Origin of the sequence: Streptomyces sp. Da 82-17 (genome assembly GCF_046098215.1) — a bacterium.
Lineage (GTDB): Bacteria > Actinomycetota > Actinomycetes > Streptomycetales > Streptomycetaceae > Streptomyces.
This window is the reverse complement of record NZ_JBJURH010000013.1, coordinates 55,033-70,719: the sequence shown is the minus strand read 5'-3', so window position 1 is coordinate 70,719 and position 15,687 is coordinate 55,033. Positions and strand designations below refer to the sequence as shown.

15 protein-coding genes are annotated in these 15,687 nt (G+C 72.8%); 9 read left to right on the top strand and 6 right to left on the bottom strand.

All coding sequences use genetic code 11. From position 1 onward, the window contains the following. Window positions 1–153 precede the first annotated feature (153 nt). Window positions 154–927: an aquaporin gene (locus ACIDOF_RS22285; protein WP_409007767.1), complete on the top strand. Its 774-nt coding sequence runs from the start codon at window positions 154–156 to the stop codon at window positions 925–927. A gap of 309 nt (window positions 928–1,236) precedes the next feature. Here the strand turns inward: ACIDOF_RS22285 and ACIDOF_RS22280 are convergent, their stop codons facing one another. The 3 genes from ACIDOF_RS22280 to ACIDOF_RS22270 form a co-directional block, all read right to left on the bottom strand. Continuing rightward, the gene (locus ACIDOF_RS22280; protein ID WP_409007904.1) at window positions 1,237–2,187 is read right to left on the bottom strand and encodes a carbohydrate kinase family protein; all 951 of its coding nucleotides are present in this window, start codon (window positions 2,185–2,187) and stop codon (window positions 1,237–1,239) included. Between the two features lie 112 nt (window positions 2,188–2,299). After that, window positions 2,300–3,298: a LacI family DNA-binding transcriptional regulator gene (locus ACIDOF_RS22275; protein ID WP_409007766.1), complete on the bottom strand. Its 999-nt coding sequence runs from the start codon at window positions 3,296–3,298 to the stop codon at window positions 2,300–2,302. 180 nt (window positions 3,299–3,478) lie between these two features. Then, window positions 3,479–4,105: a helix-turn-helix domain-containing protein gene (locus ACIDOF_RS22270; RefSeq protein WP_409007765.1), complete on the bottom strand. Its 627-nt coding sequence runs from the start codon at window positions 4,103–4,105 to the stop codon at window positions 3,479–3,481. Between the two features lie 95 nt (window positions 4,106–4,200). Between ACIDOF_RS22270 and ACIDOF_RS22265 the strand changes: the two genes are divergently transcribed. After that, window positions 4,201–5,208: an NAD(P)/FAD-dependent oxidoreductase gene (locus ACIDOF_RS22265; protein ID WP_409007764.1), complete on the top strand. Its 1,008-nt coding sequence runs from the start codon at window positions 4,201–4,203 to the stop codon at window positions 5,206–5,208. A gap of 14 nt (window positions 5,209–5,222) precedes the next feature. Here the strand turns inward: ACIDOF_RS22265 and ACIDOF_RS22260 are convergent, their stop codons facing one another. Beyond that, a complete protein-coding gene (locus tag ACIDOF_RS22260; RefSeq protein ID WP_409007763.1) occupies window positions 5,223–7,118 on the bottom strand; it encodes an ATP-binding protein in 1,896 nt (631 codons plus the stop codon). A 485-nt stretch (window positions 7,119–7,603) separates the two neighbouring features. Here ACIDOF_RS22260 and ACIDOF_RS22255 point away from each other — a divergent pair, with 485 nt between their 5' ends. Both ACIDOF_RS22255 and ACIDOF_RS22250 read left to right on the top strand, forming a co-directional pair. Then, window positions 7,604–8,011: an ATP-binding protein gene (locus ACIDOF_RS22255; RefSeq protein ID WP_409007762.1), complete on the top strand. Its 408-nt coding sequence runs from the start codon at window positions 7,604–7,606 to the stop codon at window positions 8,009–8,011. Window positions 8,012–8,117: 106 nt separating this feature from the next. Beyond that, window positions 8,118–8,897, top strand: a complete 780-nt coding sequence (locus ACIDOF_RS22250) for a class I SAM-dependent DNA methyltransferase (protein ID WP_409007761.1) — start codon at window positions 8,118–8,120, stop codon at window positions 8,895–8,897. On the opposite strand, the gene ACIDOF_RS22245 is transcribed toward ACIDOF_RS22250, so the two are convergent. Both ACIDOF_RS22245 and sigJ read right to left on the bottom strand, forming a co-directional pair. Continuing rightward, window positions 8,894–9,049, bottom strand: coding sequence for a hypothetical protein (locus tag ACIDOF_RS22245; RefSeq protein WP_409007760.1), 156 nt, complete (start codon window positions 9,047–9,049; stop codon window positions 8,894–8,896). The genes ACIDOF_RS22250 and ACIDOF_RS22245 overlap by 4 nt on opposite strands. A gap of 366 nt (window positions 9,050–9,415) precedes the next feature. Beyond that, entirely contained in the window at window positions 9,416–10,381 is a 966-nt protein-coding gene (gene sigJ / locus ACIDOF_RS22240) for an RNA polymerase sigma factor SigJ (protein WP_409007759.1), read from the bottom strand. Window positions 10,382–10,576: 195 nt separating this feature from the next. Between sigJ and ACIDOF_RS22235 the strand changes: the two genes are divergently transcribed. From ACIDOF_RS22235 to ACIDOF_RS22215, 5 genes are all read left to right on the top strand, one after another. Further along, window positions 10,577–11,050 carry a carboxymuconolactone decarboxylase family protein gene (locus ACIDOF_RS22235; protein ID WP_409007758.1) on the top strand — a complete coding sequence of 158 codons (474 nt, stop codon included), beginning with the start codon at window positions 10,577–10,579 and terminating at the stop codon, window positions 11,048–11,050. Window positions 11,051–11,181: 131 nt separating this feature from the next. Continuing rightward, a complete protein-coding gene (locus ACIDOF_RS22230; protein ID WP_409007757.1) occupies window positions 11,182–11,481 on the top strand; it encodes a zinc-ribbon domain-containing protein in 300 nt (99 codons plus the stop codon). 154 nt (window positions 11,482–11,635) lie between these two features. Then, on the top strand, window positions 11,636–13,360 hold the full coding sequence (gene ctaD, locus ACIDOF_RS22225; RefSeq protein ID WP_409007756.1) for a cytochrome c oxidase subunit I: 1,725 nt from the start codon (window positions 11,636–11,638) through the stop codon (window positions 13,358–13,360). A 447-nt stretch (window positions 13,361–13,807) separates the two neighbouring features. Further along, complete coding sequence (locus ACIDOF_RS22220) at window positions 13,808–14,287, top strand: GNAT family N-acetyltransferase (RefSeq protein WP_409007755.1); 480 nt, start codon at window positions 13,808–13,810, stop codon at window positions 14,285–14,287. Window positions 14,288–14,407: 120 nt separating this feature from the next. After that, a complete protein-coding gene (locus ACIDOF_RS22215; protein ID WP_409007903.1) occupies window positions 14,408–15,550 on the top strand; it encodes a serine hydrolase domain-containing protein in 1,143 nt (380 codons plus the stop codon). Window positions 15,551–15,687: the final 137 nt, after the last annotated feature.

Here is a 15,687-nt window from a genome sequence, read left to right as displayed (position 1 = left end):
CCGGACTCCGGCCCCCGGGACAGACCCGGCGGGCGCCTTCTACCCACTCCGTCTAGCTTAATTCCGAACTGCGGAATATTCTTTCCGAGAACGCGCAGCAGGTGACCATCCCGTGCACCGACGGCATTCCGCGCACCCTTGGAAGGAGAGGCCTTGCACAGCCCTGCCCCGCTGCCCCACGACCAGGTGAAGCCGGCCGAAGGACCCGCCCCGCTGTTCCGCCGGGCCGCCGCCGAACTCGTCGGCACCGCGTCCCTCGTGGCGATCGTCGTCGGCTCCGGCATCCAGGCCGCCGAGCTGAGCGCCGACATCGGCGTGCAGCTCCTGGCCAACTCCCTGGCCTCCGCCATCGGACTCGGCCTGCTCATCGCCCTGTTCGGCCCGGTCTCCGGCGGCTACCTCAACCCCGTGGTGACCCTCGCCGCCTGGTGGGCGGGACGCCACGACGGCTCGGGCCCACGCGCACGGGACGCGGCGGCGTACGTCACGGCCCAGGCGGTCGGCGCGGTGATCGGCGCGCGACTCGCGGAGGCGATGTTCGGCCGGGCGACCCTCGCCTGGTCGACGCAGGCCCGCATCGGCGACCGGCTCCTCCTCGGCGAGGTCGTCGCCACGGCGGGCCTGGTCCTGCTCATCTACGGCCTGACCCGCATCGGCCGCCCCCAGCTCACCCCGGTCGCGGTGGCGGCGTACATCGCGGCGGCGATCTGGTTCACGTCGTCCGGCTCCTTCGCCAACCCGGCGGCAACCCTGGGCCGAGCCTTCACGGACTCCTTCACAGGCATCTCCCCCGCCTCCCTCCCCGGCTTCATCACAGCCCAACTGGCAGGCGGGGCAGCGGGGGTGGCCCTGGCGACACTGCTCTTCGGCGGCCCGAGAAGGGGCCAGGTCCCCAGCCCGCCACCTATCAGCCCGTCCGGCGCGTGAGGGGACCACTATCAGCCCGTCCGGCGCATGAGCGGGGACCACAATCAGCCCGTCCGGCGCTTGAGGACGAGCGCGCCAGCGCGATCGACGGTGCCGCGGGCTTACGGGAAGGGACGGTCCGGGGCCACGAGATCAAGCCCGTCCGGCGCATGAGCGGGGACCACTATCAGCCCCTCCGGCGCTTGAGGACGAGCGCGCCAGCGCGACCGACGGCGCCGCGGGCTCACGGGAAGGGACGGTCAGGGGCCACGAAATCAAGCCCGTCCGGCGTTTGAGGACGAGCCCGGAGGGCGATCGGCGGCGCCCGAGTCAACCCGCACAGGACACGCGCCCCAACTCCCGCGCGTACGGCGGCTCCGCCCCAGCCCGGGAGCAGGTGAGGGCGGCAGCCCTCGCCGCGAACCCGAGCACGTCCCGCCACTGCCCCGCATCGAGCACCGCGTCCCGCCCCGCGTGCAGCGCCCCGTGCGCGTCGAGCCGGTGCAGCAGCGCCGCGTTGACGGTGTCGCCCGCCCCGATCGTGTCGACCACGTCCACCGGCACGCCCGGCACGTCCACGCGCCCGCCCTCCCGCGTGAGCGCCGTCAGCCCGTCGCCGCCCCGCGTGAGCACGACCGCCGCGGGCCCGAGCGCCGACCACTCCGAAGCCGCGCCCTCCAGGTCGTCCGACTGGGCCAGCCACGCCGCGTCCTCCTCCGACAGCTTCAGGAGCGACACGTACGGCAGCCACGCCCGGAACCGCGCCCGGTACGCCTCCGGGTCGGCGATCAGCCCGGCCCGGATGTTCGGGTCGAGCGCCGTGAACGTGCCCCGCTCCGACTCGCGCCGCAGCAGCTCCTCGTACGCGCTCGCGCCCGGTTCGAGGACGAGCGAGCACGTACCGAACGACACCGCCCGCGTGGCCTCCGGCAGCGCGTCCGGCAGTGCGAAGAGCCGGTCGGCGGCGCCCTCGACGTGGAAGCTGTAGGACGCCGAGCCGTCGGCGGCGATGTGGGCGACGGCCAGCGTCGTCGGCTCGTCGCCGCGCTGCACCAGCGATGTGTCGACCCCGTCCGCCGCGAGCCCGCCGAGCAGCGCCGTACCGAAGTGGTCGGTCGACAGGCGCGAGCAGAACGCCGTGGGCGAGCCGAGCCGGCCGAGCGCGACGGCCGTGTTGTACGGGCCGCCGCCCCGCTTCGGCTGCAGCGGCGGCAGTTCGTCCTCGGCGGCGGGCCCCGCGGGGACGAGGTCGATGAGGGCTTCGCCGGCGACGACGATCATGGGCTGGCCTTTCTGCTGGCGGTACGACTGCGGTGGGGCGGAGGTCCTGCGGAACAAGCGGAGGTCCTGCGGAACAAGGGGTACGGGAAGGAGGGGCACGGGGACGGGGCCGTCAGGCCCCGCACCCGCACGACTCCCGGTGCACGAACGCGCACGGCAACCGGACGGTGCGCGGCGCCCGTTCGGGATCGGCGAGCCGGTCGACGAGCAGCCGCAGGGCCGCCGCGCCGATCTCCCAGCTCGGCTGGTCGACGACGGTGAGCCGGGGCTCGAAGACGTCCGCCCACGCGAAGTCGTCGAACCCGGCGAGCGCCATGTCGTCCGGCACCCGGATCCCGGCCGCGCGCAGTGCCCGGAGCGCGCCGATGGTCATGGTGTTGTTGGCGGTGACCAGTGCGGTGGGCGGCCGGTCGAGCGCGAGCAGTTCCCGCGTCGCCCGCTCGGCGCCCTCGGCGCTCGACTCCCCGCCGACGACGAGGGCCGGATCGTGGTCGAGGCCCGCCCGGTCGAGCCCGAGCCGGTGACCGGCGACGCGTTCGGTGGTCGTCGACAGGCCCGGCACGCCCGCGACCAGCGCGATCCTGCGGTGCCCGGCCTCGGCGAGATGCGTGACGAGCCGGGCCACCGGCTCCTCGTTCTCCGCGCACACCTGGTCGTGGGCGTCCCCGACGAGCCGGTCGAGGAACACCGTCGGGATGGACGCGCGCCGCACGTGGTCGAGCAGTGCGTCCGGCCGCGCGGAGGGCGCGACGACGAGGCCGTCCACGCGCCGCTCGTGCAGCAGCTGCACCGCGCGCAGCTCGTGCGCGGGGTCGTCGTGCGGGTCGGCGATCAGCAGGCTGTATCCGTGCTCAAGGGCGCTGGCCTCGACTCCGCGCAGGATGTCCGTGAAGTACGGGTTGCTGGTCGCCGACACCGCGAGCCCGATCGAGTGGGTGCGCGAGGTCACCAGCGAACGCGCCAACGTGTTGTGCGTGTAGCCGAGTTCGTCGATCGCGTCCCGGACCGCGGCACGCGTCGCGGGGCGCACCGGCCGGGTCTCGTTGACGACGTGCGACACCGTGGCCACGGACACGCCGGCCCGCCGGGCCACATCCACCATGGTCGCCACAGCCCCACTCCTTCCGCGCGACTCCCGCGCGACGTCCACGCACACCCGCCGAGCACGGGGCGCACGCGGCTCGCCCGCAGTTCCCGCCTCGGCCGGGCCCGAACCTACCTCACGAAACGCGAGACGTAAACGTTTGCGCAAGCGTTTACGTCCAGCCGTCCCGACCCGTCTCCGAGCGAGTCACGCGTCCGAGCCGGTCCCCTTCTTCACCGCGGGTCGGGCCCGTACGTGCATGCGCTCGCCCTGCGGCCCGTACAACGCGAGCCATTCGACGGGGTGTTCGCCGGCGTTGGCGAAGCCGTGCGGGGTGCGGGTGTCGAACTCGGCGGCCTCGCCCGCGGTGAGGATCAGATCGTGCTCGCCGAGCGCGAGCAGCAGCCGCCCGGAGAGGACGTACAGCCACTCGTACCCCTCGTGCGTGCCCTGCGCCGGGCGGCCGTCGGGGCCGGGGCCGCAGCCCTTGCCGACGGGCAGGATCTGCTTGTACGCGTGCAGTCCGCCGAGGTGCCGGGTCAGCGGGATCCAGGTCTGGCCGTGCCGGGTGAAAGGCCGGGGGTGGACGCGCGGGTCGCCGGTCTGGGGTGCGCCGACGAGCTCGTCGAGGGGCAGGCCGTGCGCCTTCGCCAGCGGCAGCAGGTGCTTCAGGGTGGGTTCGCGGCGGCCGGACTCCAGGCGGGACAGGGTGCTCACCGAGATCCCGGTCGTCTCGCTGAGCGCGGTCAGCGTGGTGCCGCGCGCCTTGCGCAGGGCGCGCAGCCTGGGGCCCACCCCGGTGAGGACCGCGGAGAGATCGTCGTCGTCGCTCATCGTCCCATTTGCTGTCTCGGCAACAAGGTTTGTCAAGACGGTACGACCGGTCGCACTCTGACCGCATCGGTACGACGAGCCGGAGGAGTACGGCGATGACGAGGAGCACGGCGATGGACGAGGCGGCGGAGAACGGCGCGGAGGCGTACGACGTCGTGGTCGTCGGCGGCGGCGCGGCGGGCCTGAGCGGGGCGCTCGCGCTGAGCCGGGCCCGGCGCTCGGTCCTGGTGATCGACTCGGGCGAGCCCCGCAACGCGCCCTCCGACGGCGTGCACGTCTACCTGGGCCGCGAGGGCACACCGCCGGCCGAGCTGATGGCCGACGGCCGCGCGGAGATCCGCCGCTACGGCGCGCAGCTGCGCACCGGCCGGGTCGTCTCCGCCGAGCGCGACGGCACCGGTTTCCGCCTGACCCTGGCGGACGCGTCCGTCGTCCGGGCCCGGCGGCTGCTCGTGACGTCGGGCCTGGTCGACGAGCTGCCCGACGTGCCAGGGCTCGCGGAGCTGTGGGGCAAGGACGTGCTGCACTGCCCGTACTGCCACGGCTGGGAGGTGCGCGACCGGCGCATCGGCGTGCTGGCGACCGGCCCGCTCGCCGTGCACCAGGCCCTGCTCTGGCGGCAGTGGAGCGACGACGTCACGCTGTTCCTGCACACGGCCCCCGAGCCGGACGACGAGAGTTACGAGCAGCTGGCCGCGCGCGGCGTCGCCGTCGTGGACGGCAAGGTCGACGAGCTGGTCGCGGCTGAGGGCCGGCTGACCGGGGTGCGGCTCGCGTCGGGCGAGGAGTTCGGCGTCTCGGCGCTGGCCGTCGCGACCCGGATGAGCGCCCGCGCGGACTGGCTCGCCCCGCTCGGCCTCGACCTCGCGGACCAGGCGGTCCAGGGCACCGTCGTCGGCCGCCACATCCCCACCGACCCGACGGGCCGCACGGACGTGCCCGGCGTGTGGGCGGCGGGCAACGTCGCCGAGGTGAGCGCCCAGGTGATCGTCTCCGCGGCCGCGGGCGTACGGGCGGGAGCGGCGATCAACGCCGACCTGGTCACCGAGGACACGCGGCAGGCCGTCGCCGCCCGCCGCGCCGGACGACCGCTCGGGGACTGACCCCTGCCCCTCCCTCACCAACTCCCCGCCGCCGCCTCGCACAACAGCCCCGGCGGGCGGGCCACGGTGCCGCTCGCGCCGCGTTCCACGTCCTGCAGCAGGTGCTGGATGGCGAAGACCGCCGAGGGGCAGCCGAGCGAGACCGCCTGGGCCATGGCCCGGTGGGCGCGGCGCCAGGCGCGGCTGCGGCGGCCGGTGAGGTGGTCGACGAGGGCGAGTCCGTACTGCCCGAGGCAGCGGATCAGCAGGTCGCGCTGCGCGGCCGGGTCCCGCAGCGCGCCCCGGATGTCCCGCAGCCCCTCCGCCGGTTCGCCGCGCAGCGCCCGCGTGACGCCGAGCAGCAGGCGGCTCAGGGCGGCGGGCGGGCCGTGGGCCGGATCGTCGGGAACGATGTGGGCGGCGTCCCCCAGCAGGGTCGCCGCCCGCTCCAGTTCGCCGCCGCCCAGCGCCACCAGGCCCTGGACGAGGGCGACATGACCGGCCGTGGCGACGTCCCCGACCAGCACCGCCGCCGCCCAGGCCCGGCTCAGCAGGTCCTCGACGCCCTCTCCCCCGGTGCCCGCCGCCAGCCACGCGGCGAGGCAGAGCCCGCGCCCGTACAGCGGTCCCGTGCCGTCGGTCAGCGGGAGGAGCCGCTCGACGACCTCCCGCCCGTGCGCCGCGTGACCGCACACCGCCCACCAGAACCACAGGTCGAGCGCCATGGCCAGGGCGACGTCGGCCTGGATCTCGTCGCGCGGCGCCCGGTCGAGGGCGGCCTGGATGTTGGCGGACTCGTCGCGGACGAGGAGGGTCGCGCGGGTGGGCTGGCCGGCGCGCCAGAGGTCGTGCGCGGCGGTGGCGACCCTGCTGTACCAGAGCAGGTGCCGGTCGGCCGCCTCCTCGGACTCGCCCGCCGCGTGCAGCCGTTCGGCGCCGAAGTCGCGGGCGGCGCCGGTCATGCGGTACCGCGGCGGCAGCACCCCGCCCGCTTCCCGTACGGGTTCGAGGACGGCGGCAGCGGCGAGGCGGGCCAGGCAGGCCGGGACCTCGTCCGGGTCGAGGCCGCCGCCCTGGCACAGGAACACGGCCGCGTCCAGCGCGAAGTCCCCCGCGGCCACGGAGAGTCGGGCCCAGACGAGCCGGGCCGCGCGGTCGCAGAGCGCGTACTGCGCCTCCATCGCGGCCCGCAGCGAACGCTGCCGCCGCTCCGGCAGGGACTCGTCGCGCAGCCAGCACTGCCCCGACTCGACCAGCCGCGCGAGCCGGGGCAGCGGAAACCGCTCCACCTGCGCCGCGGCCAGCACGATCGCGAGCGGCGCCCCGTCGAGCCGCGCGCACAGCTCGCGTACGAGCCGCCGTCCGGCGCCGTCCACCGTGAAGCCGCGCTGCGCCGTCCGCGCCCGGCGCAGGAACAGCTCGACGGCCGGTCCGTCCCCGCCGTCCGGCGCGGTCTCCGGCAGCCCTGCCAGGCGTACGACCTGTTCCTCGCCGAGGCCGAGCGGCTGGCGCCCGGTCACGAGGACGCGTACGCCGGGCGCGTGCTGCAGGACGCTCTGGACGAGCCGGATGCACTCGGCGTGCACCGGGTCGACGTCGTCGAGCAGCACAAGCAGCCGCCGGGTGCGCAGCCGGTCGACGACGTCCCGTACGCCCGCGGGCCCGCCCCCGAGCGCCCGCGCGAGCGCCGTCGCCGCGCCGCCCGACGCACCGTCAGGCGCAGCCCCGGCCCTCCCGCCCGGCGCGCCCTCCCAGCAGGGCACGCGCAGGACGCCCTCCACCGCGGCGTCGGCGGGCAGCGCGCCGCGGACGAGCACGGCGGCGGCGCGGGCGACGCTGCTCTTGCCGACGCCGGCCGCGCCGACGACGCTGACGAGGCGGCCGGTCGCGAGGAGTTGCCGCACCACCGCCAGTTCCGCGTCCCTCCCCACCAGCGCCACGGGGGCCCGTGGGCGCCCCTCACCCCGGCGTCTCGCCCCACGCTGGTGCTTGCGCACGCTCCAACTCCCCGTTCACTCCCAGCACACAGCCGCCGCACACGCGGGTCCGGCCCGAACCACCATCCCCTGCAGAATCGTCACTGCAACGGAAACGGCGAAAGCTCCAACTGCGCGGCGCGGCATGCGGTATCGAGCACTCCGCTCCTTCCACGCAGCGCAGCGACCGTCAGGCACTGTGTGCGAATCCGAGGCCATGGCTCCGGGCCGGCGCATGCGGGTACAGACCCGGCGCACCGGAGCCCGGCATGCGCCCTCGACTGTGACCTGCGATTCAGCTGATCGATGCATGCATGCGGCAGGACTCGGCGGGTATCCGGGATCCAGGTGAGAAGTTCATGAGGACTTCGGCACCGACCCGCCGATGTTCATGGGCGGGGAGCACGACCGAACGAGCACCACAGGAGAGGGCCGCGACCATGCCGACCGGCTGCAGCACCTACGCGGGGGCGGCTTTCGAGGGCCGCACGGACAGCGCCGTGCACGCCAGGGACCTGGTGTCGGAGTTCGTCGCCCGGCTGCGCGCGAGCGCCGCGTTCACGGTGCCGGCGGAGGCGTTGGGCGCGGCGATGCTGGTGGTCACGGAGTTGGTGACGAATGTCGTGAAGCACGCGTCCGGCCCCTGTGTGCTGGAGCTGGAAGTGGCTTCGGGCGCCCTGGACATCAGCGTGTGGGACACGGAACCGGCCCTTCCGGTGATGGCGGCGCCCGATGCGCTGCGGCCGTCGCGGCACGGCCTGGAGATCGTGCACGCGTTGAGCCGCGCGGTGACGGTGGAGCAGCGCGCGGGCGGCAAGCGGGTGCGCGCGAGCGTGCCGCTGACCTGAGGGTTCCGTACCCTGGCCGGATCGAACTGCCTTGTCTCGGCGGCCGGTTGGGCTGCGCGGGGGCCGTCGGGGCGATTGTCGGTGGCGGCCGCTACAGTCCGGACTCGTGACTGATTCCGACTTCGCAACCGCCCCAGTGTCCGCCACCGACGCGCCGTCCGCGGCCGCCTCCCCCACGCCTTCCGACGCCACCCGCGCCGAGCCCGAGTTCCTGTCGTCGACGCGCGCCTTCTACGACGCGATCGCCGCCGACTACTCGGAGCGGTTCGGGGATTCGCTCGCCTCGAACCCGTACGACAGAGCGGTGCTCGGGTTGTTCGCGGAGCTGGTGCGGGCCGGCGGGGGTGGGCCGGTCGTCGAGGCGGGGTGCGGTGAGGGCCGGGTGACGGCTCATCTCAGCGGGCTCGGCCTGGACGCGTCCGGGGTCGATCTGTCGCCGGGGATGGTGGCGCAGGCCCGGCGGGCCCATCCGGGGATCGAGTTCGCCGAGGGGTCGCTGTTCGACCTGGATGTGCCGGACGGCCGCCTGGCCGGTCTCGCCGCGTGGTACTCGATCATCCACATGCCGCAGGAGCGGCTGCCGGACGCGTTCGCCGAGTTCCACCGGGTGCTCGCGCCGGGCGGGCAGTTGCTGCTCGCGTTCCAGGTGGGCGAGGCGCCGCTGCGGGTGGAGCAGGCCTGGGGCCACCCGGTGTCGTTGGACTTCCACCGGCGCGATCCGGAGGAGGTCGAGTCACTGCTGCGTGCGGCCGGGTTCGAGCCGCGGACGCGGATGGTGCGCGGGCCCGAGGAGGACGAGACCGCGCCGCAGGCGTATCTGCTGGCCCGTAGACGGGATTCGGCCACTGGGCAGAGCGGGCCCGGGGCCGAGCGTCGGCGGGACTAGGCCGCGGAGACCTCGAGGGTGCTGAAGTCGAGGACGCGCTCTGCTTCGCGGAGCGCCTCTTCGGCGGCTTCGCGGACCTCGGTGGGAACGTCTCCGCGCTCTTCCACCAGGTCGGCGTAGATCGGAGCGTCGGCACTGTCAGCGGGGCTCACCGTGAAGCCTCTTTCGGTCGGGGACGTGTTTCGTGCTGCCAGGCGACAGCGGGGGTTGAGTCTACGAGCTCGATTCCCGGGTTTGCAGGGGGGTCGATAAAACTCCTCGTCACCAAACCGTCACGGGCGGGGACGGAAACATGACCCCATTCCGGGACAGGACCACCCTCAACGCACCCGATCATGGCCGGAATCCACCGTTCCCCATGACGCAGATCACTTCGCCCGCTCGCCCTCCCGACGGCCCCTTGCGGCGTACGCCACACTCCATGCGCCTCGTGCGGTACGTCACATGCGGACCGGGGCGCGGGGGCCGAGCGGCCGACGGCCGAGGCTCGTTTCCTCCCCGCGCCCCGAAAGACGAGGTCACGTCCAGGCGCGCAGCTTCTCCGGGTTGCGTACGGCCCACAGGCGGGTGATGCGGCCGTGGTCGCCGATCTCGAAGGCCATCACCACCGTCGTGACGCCGCCGTCCTGGACGACCAGACCGGGCTGCCCGTTGACCGTGCGCTCCAGGATCTCCCGGTCGGCGGCGCCGACCGAGACGGCCGTGAGGTACTCCGCGATCTCGACGCCGCCCAGCATGGGGTCGAGCCGGGCGGTGACCAGGCCTCCGCCGTCGGCGATCCCGGTGGCGTCGGGGTCGAGGAGCCCGACCAGCGCGGGCACGTCCTTCGCCTCCCACGCCCGCTTGAACTGCCGTACGACATCGGCCTGTCGGGCGCGTTCCGAGCGGGACGGGGGTGCGGACGGCGGTACGGACGGGCGGTTGGTGCGCAGGCGGGCGCGGGCCGATGAGGCGAGCTTGCGGCAGGCGGCCGGGGTGCGGCCCACGATCTCGGCGACCTCGGCGAAGGAGTAGCGGAAGACGTCGTGCAGCACGAACGCGACGCGCTCCGCCGGGGTCATCGCGTCGAGGACGACGAGGAACGCCATGTTCACCGACTCGTCGAGGGTGACCCGGTCGGCCGGGTCCGCGGTCCGGTCCGTGCTCCGCCCTGCGGCCGGCCACTCCGACGCGTCGGGCACGGGCTCCGGGATCCACGCACCGACGTAGCGCTCGCGCCGGGCGCGGGCCGAGCGCAGCTGGTCGAGGCAGATCCGCCCGGCGACCTTGGTGAGCCAGGCGCGGGGCGAGTCGACGGCCCGCTGCCGGCTCGGCGTCATGGCGTACCAGCGGGTGTACGTCTCCTGTACGACGTCCTCCGCGTCGGCGAGCGAGCCGAGCAGCCGGTAGGCGAGGTTGAGCAGTTGCCGCCGCTCGCCGACGATCACGCTCAGCTCCGGCTCGCCCCGGTCCGCCGCCGACGCCTGCTCCGGCTGTCCGTCCATGCTCCTGCCGCTCCTTCACTGTCGTACGGCCGCGCGCCCGCCCGTACGGCCCGGTTCCTCTTCTTCCCCTACGACGAGACAGCGGCGGGAAATGTGAGGTGGGGGGGCGGTTGGAGCTGGGGCCTCACATTTTTCGGGGCTGTGCCGTCGTATCGGCGTAAGGACGTTCGACGCGTTCCGATGAAGGAGAACCCCATGTCCGCACGACTCGACATCCACAGCCACCCCGTCGTCGCCAAGGCGCTCAAGCATCTCGCCGCTGCCGGGATGGCGGTCACGGAGACCGCGCTGCCGCCCGCCACGCGGGAGTTGGTGCTGCTGCGGTGCAGCCAGATCAACGGCTGCGGCATGTGCGTCGACATGCACACGAAGGAGGCGACGAAGGCCGGGGAGTCCGCGGTGCGGCTGCACCTGGTGGCGACCTGGCGGGACTCGACGGTCTTCACGGAGGCCGAGCGGGCCGCCCTGGCCCTGGCCGAGGAGGGCACGCGCATCGCGGACGCGGCGGGCGGCGTCCCGGACGAGGTGTGGGCGAACGCCGAGAAGCACTACGACGAGGAGCAGCTCGGCGCGCTGCTCACGGTGATCACGGTCATCAACGCCTTCAACCGGCTGAACGTGATCACGCAGCAGGCGGGCGGCGAGTACCAGCCGGGCCAGTTCGGCTGAGCGAACCGGCCCGACCGGCCGGGGCCGGAGCCCCTCCCGTGATCCGTCGCCCGCGACGGCACCCACGTACGATGACCGCACAAGCCGTCGCCAAAGGCCGGCGGTCTACCGGGACCGGGAGGGGCTGCCCCGTGATCATCTTCGGCACGAAGAGCTATCTGTACCAGCTGGCCATCGTCACGCTGGTGTGCGGCAACTGCGGTAATCCCGCCGCCCATTCACTGCGCAAGAAGGTCACGAAGTTCTCGCTGTTCTTCGTGCCGCTGTTCCCGATCTCGACGTCGTACCTGACGCAGTGCACGTTCTGCGGCACCGAGCACAAGGTGCCGAAGGAGCAGGCCGAGGGGCTGCTCGCGCACGGGGCCGGGGCCCAGGGCGGCGGCCAGGGCGCGGCGGGACAGCCGCAGCACGGGAACAACCCGTACGCGTAGCTCCCGAGCCGGCCGCACGCGTAGCTTCCGAGCCGGCCGTACGCGAGGCTCCCGGACCCTCCGTACGCATGGCTCCCAAGGCTTGGCCGCCGCCCGGGTGACGCGCCCGAGTGGCTCCGTGCGCCGTACGGGTATGGGGGGACATCGTCGTCGGATGGCCCTCCATCCCTCCTCCCCGTCCCCGCAGCCCGCGCCCGAAGACACCGCCGCGCACGCGCAGCCCGTGCCGCGGCCGGCCGGGCGCGGAACCACGGTGGTGAAGTGGCTGACGACCACCGACCACAAGACCATCGGCACGCTCTACATGGTCACGTCGTTCGCGTTCTTCTGCTTCGGCGGGCTGCTCGCGCTCGCGATGCGGGCAGAACTGGCGCGTCCCGGCACGCAGTTGATCTCCAACGAGCAGTTCAATCAGGCGTTCACGATGCACGGCCTGATCATGCTGCTGATGTTCGCCACTCCGTTGTTCGCCGGATTCGCGAACTGGATCATGCCGTTGCAGATCGGTTCGCCGGACGTGGCGTTCCCGCGGCTCAACATGTTCGCGTACTGGCTCTATCTGTTCGGCTCGCTGATCGCCGTCGGTTCGTTTCTCACGCCGAACGGTGCGCCGAGTTTCGGCTGGTTCATGTACACGCCGCTCTCGGACGGTGTGCATTCCGCGAACATCGGCGCCGACATGGTGCTCATGGGCCTGGCGTTCTCCGGATTCGGCACCATTCTCGGATCGGTCAACTTCATCACGACCATCATCTGCATGCGGGCGCCGGGCATGACGATGTTCCGTATGCCGATCTTCACCTGGAACGTGCTGCTCACCGCGGTGCTCGTCATCATGGTGTTCCCGGTGCTCGCCGCCGCCCTTTTCGCGCTCGAGGCCGACCGGAAATTCGGGGCGCACATCTTCGACCCGGCGAACGGGGGTGCGCTGTTGTGGCAGCACCTGTTCTGGTTCTTCGGGCATCCGGAGGTGTACATCATCGCGCTGCCGTTCTTCGGGATCGTCTCCGAGGTCATTCCGGTGTTCGCGCGGAAGCCGATGTTCGGGTACATCGGGCTGATCGGCGCGACCATCGCGATCGCCGGGCTCTCGGCGACGGTGTGGGCGCACCACATGTATGCGACGGGCGGTGTGCTGCTGCCGTTCTTCTCGTTCATGACGATGCTGATCGCCGTGCCGACCGGGGTGAAGTTCTTCAACTGGATCGGCACGATGTGGAAGGGCTCGCTGTCCTTCGAGACGCCGATGCTGTGGACGACGGGCTTTCTCGTCACGTTCCTCTTCGGCGGCCTGACCGGCATCGTCCTTGCCTCGCCGCCGATGGACTTCCACGTGTCGGACACGTATTTCGTGGTCGCGCACTTCCATTACGTGGTGTTCGGCACCGTCGTCTTCGCGATGTTCGCCGGATTCCACTTCTGGTGGCCGAAGTTCACCGGGAAGCTCCTCGACGAACGGCTCGGGAAGATCTCGTTCTGGACGCTGTTCACCGGCTTCCACGGCACGTTCCTGGTGCAGCACTGGCTCGGCGCCGAAGGAATGCCGAGGCGGTACGCGGACTATCTGGCGGCCGACGGATTCACCGCCCTCAACACGGTCTCGTCGATGAGTTCGTTCCTGCTCGGCCTGTCCGTCCTGCCGTTCCTCTACAACGTCTGGAAGACCGCGAAATACGGTGAGCCGGTCGGCGTGGAGGACCCCTGGGGGTACGGGCGTTCGCTGGAGTGGGCCACCGCGTGCCCGCCGCCCCGGCACAACTTCACCACGCTCCCCCGTATTCGCTCCGAGTCCCCGGCCTTCGATCTGCACCATCCGGAGATCGTCGCGATCGAGCACGAGGACGAGGAACGGCTGCAGGCCCGCGCCAGAAAGGCGTAGTCCGGCAACCGGACATCAGAAATGTTGCGGGGGCTCCGTGGTGCACCGGAGCCCCCGCCGCGTATGCCGAGGCCAGCCGCGTCCGGCATCCGCGCATCCGATTCCGGCTCCTTCGGTTCCGCGGCGCGCACCACCCCGTCCACGCCGCGACGTCCGGTGCCCGGTCATCGGATAGGAATGCAGTTTCACAGAATCGCCATAAGCCCGGGATGAGCCCCATTGGCCCACACGGGTGACGGAACCATGGCCTCCGCTCCGGGTGTTCCTCGCGCTCCGTAATCGAACCTGGTCAACTCCCCTGCCGTGTCAGGGGAATTCGCGGGCCGTAATCGAACAGTTCCGGGGAACTTCAGGCGATCGAGGCACCCAGCGCCCCGTGCCCTGTGGCCGGTACACGCGAGCCCTGCGGCCCGAACACCCGTGCCCTGCGGCGTTACCGTTGCGCCCATGCCCGAACTCCAGCTGCTGCGACCCGAACACGCCCCGGCCCTCCTCGACTTCGAGCGGGAGAACCGTGCCTACTTCGCCCGCTGGGTGCCGGACCGGGGCGACGCGTACTTCGCCGACTTCGCCGAGGTGCACGCGGCCCGCCTCGCCGAACAGGACACCGGCGCCTGCCTGTTCCACGTCCTGGTCGACGCGGACGGGGCGATCCTCGGCCGGGTCAACCTCGTCGACGTGGCCGACGGCGCCGCCCACCTGGGCTACCGCATCGCCGAGCACGCGGCCGGGCGGGGCCTGGCGTCGACCGCCGTACGCCGCGTTCTCACCCTCGCCGCCGACGCGTACGGGCTGCACACGCTGCTCGCCGAGGCGACCGTCGAGAACGCCGGCTCCCGCGCGGTCCTGAGCCGTACGGGGTTCGAGTGCGTCGGGGAGACGATGCTCGAAGGGCTGCCTGCGCTGCGGTACCGCCGGGCCCTGTGACCCCGTGCCCGGTGCCTCCGCAAAATGAGTGGCCCTGCCCCGGCGCCCCTGCATACCGTGCGGCGTTCGACCAGCGACCGGCGCGCGGCGCGTACGTACGGCCAGGAACGGAGCAACACAGTGGCGGGGCACCAGGGTTGGGTGGAGGAGGGGTTCGGCGCGATCGCCGACGCCTTCGCGCGGAACTTCGACGACTTTCCCGAACTGGGCGCCGCCACAACGGTGTTCGTGAACGGCCGCAAGGTCGTCGAGCTGTGGGGCGGCGTCGCCGACGAGGCGACGGGGCGGCCCTGGGAGCGGGACACGGTCGTGCCGGTGTTCTCCTGCGCGAAGGGCCTGGTGGCGGTCGCCGTGCAGCTGCTCGCGCAGCAGGGGCGGTTGGACCTGGACGCTCCGGTGGCGCGGTACTGGCCCGAGTTCGCCCGGCACGGCAAGGAGGCGGTGACCTGCCGGATGGTCCTCGGCCACCGGGCGGGCGTGCCGGTGCTCGACGCGTCGCCGTCGTTCGCGGAGATCGCCGCGTGGACGCCGGTCGTACGGGCCCTGGAGGAGCAGAAGCCGCTGTGGGAGCCGGGTTCGGCGTACGAGTACCACGGCCAGGTGTTCGGCTTCCTGCTCGGCGAGGTGGTGCGGCGGATCACCGGGCACACCCCGGGCGCGTACGTCCGGGAGGCCGTGACCGGGCCGTTGGGGCTGCGGGCGTGGATCGGCGCGTCGGAGGCCGAGTCGGCGGGGCGGGCGCGGCTCGTCGAGGCGGAGGGCCGGCCGGGGATGCCGGGGCCCGAGCATCTGCTGACCCGGATCGTGACGATGAACGGCGCGCTGACGTTCCCCGGCCTGGACGAGCCGCACGGCTGGAACGACCCGGAGCTGTTCGCGATGGAACTGCCGGGGTCGGGCGCGCTGGCGTCGGCGAGCGGGCTCGCGGGCCTGTACGCGGCGGCGGCGACGGGGATCGACGGCACACAGCGGCTGCTGTCGGAGGAGACGGTCGGCGACGCCGTGCGCGAGCTGTCGTCGGGGCCGTCATGGCTGGGCCTCGACCTGGGGGCGCGCTGGGGCTCCGGCTTCCTGCTCGACTCGGCGTCGTTCCGGCCGATGCTCGGCCCGCGCAGCTTCGGCAACGACGGCGCGGGCGGTCAGTTCGCGTTCGGGGACGACGCGTTCGGGGTCGGCTTCGCGTACGTGGCGAATCGGATGGTCGGGCACGGGGACGCCCGGGCGAACCGGCTGGTGGAGGCGGTTCGGGGGTGTGTGGGGTAGCGGTACGCGGGCCCGGCCGAGCGGGTGCGGGCCCGCGCCCCTGACGGGAACGGGTGCCCGAGAAGCTACTCGCCGGTTACAGTGCGCCGGACGAGACCGTCGTCAGCACCCGTCAGTGATCAGCACCCGTCACAGGA

What these genes read in the sequence shown, in the direction of transcription:
- ACIDOF_RS22235 (WP_409007758.1), top strand. Translation starts at nt 10,577, where the DNA reads ATGTCCGCACGACTCGACATCCACAGCCACCCCGTCGTCGCCAAGGCG.
- ACIDOF_RS22255 (WP_409007762.1), top strand. Translation starts at nt 7,604, where the DNA reads ATGCCGACCGGCTGCAGCACCTACGCGGGGGCGGCTTTCGAGGGCCGC.
- ACIDOF_RS22280 (WP_409007904.1), bottom strand. Translation starts at nt 2,187, where the DNA reads ATGATCGTCGTCGCCGGCGAAGCCCTCATCGACCTCGTCCCCGCGGGG.
- sigJ (WP_409007759.1), bottom strand. Translation starts at nt 10,381, where the DNA reads ATGGACGGACAGCCGGAGCAGGCGTCGGCGGCGGACCGGGGCGAGCCG.
- ctaD (WP_409007756.1), top strand. Translation starts at nt 11,636, where the DNA reads ATGGCCCTCCATCCCTCCTCCCCGTCCCCGCAGCCCGCGCCCGAAGAC.
- ACIDOF_RS22220 (WP_409007755.1), top strand. Translation starts at nt 13,808, where the DNA reads ATGCCCGAACTCCAGCTGCTGCGACCCGAACACGCCCCGGCCCTCCTC.
- ACIDOF_RS22265 (WP_409007764.1), top strand. Translation starts at nt 4,201, where the DNA reads ATGACGAGGAGCACGGCGATGGACGAGGCGGCGGAGAACGGCGCGGAG.
- ACIDOF_RS22270 (WP_409007765.1), bottom strand. Translation starts at nt 4,105, where the DNA reads ATGAGCGACGACGACGATCTCTCCGCGGTCCTCACCGGGGTGGGCCCC.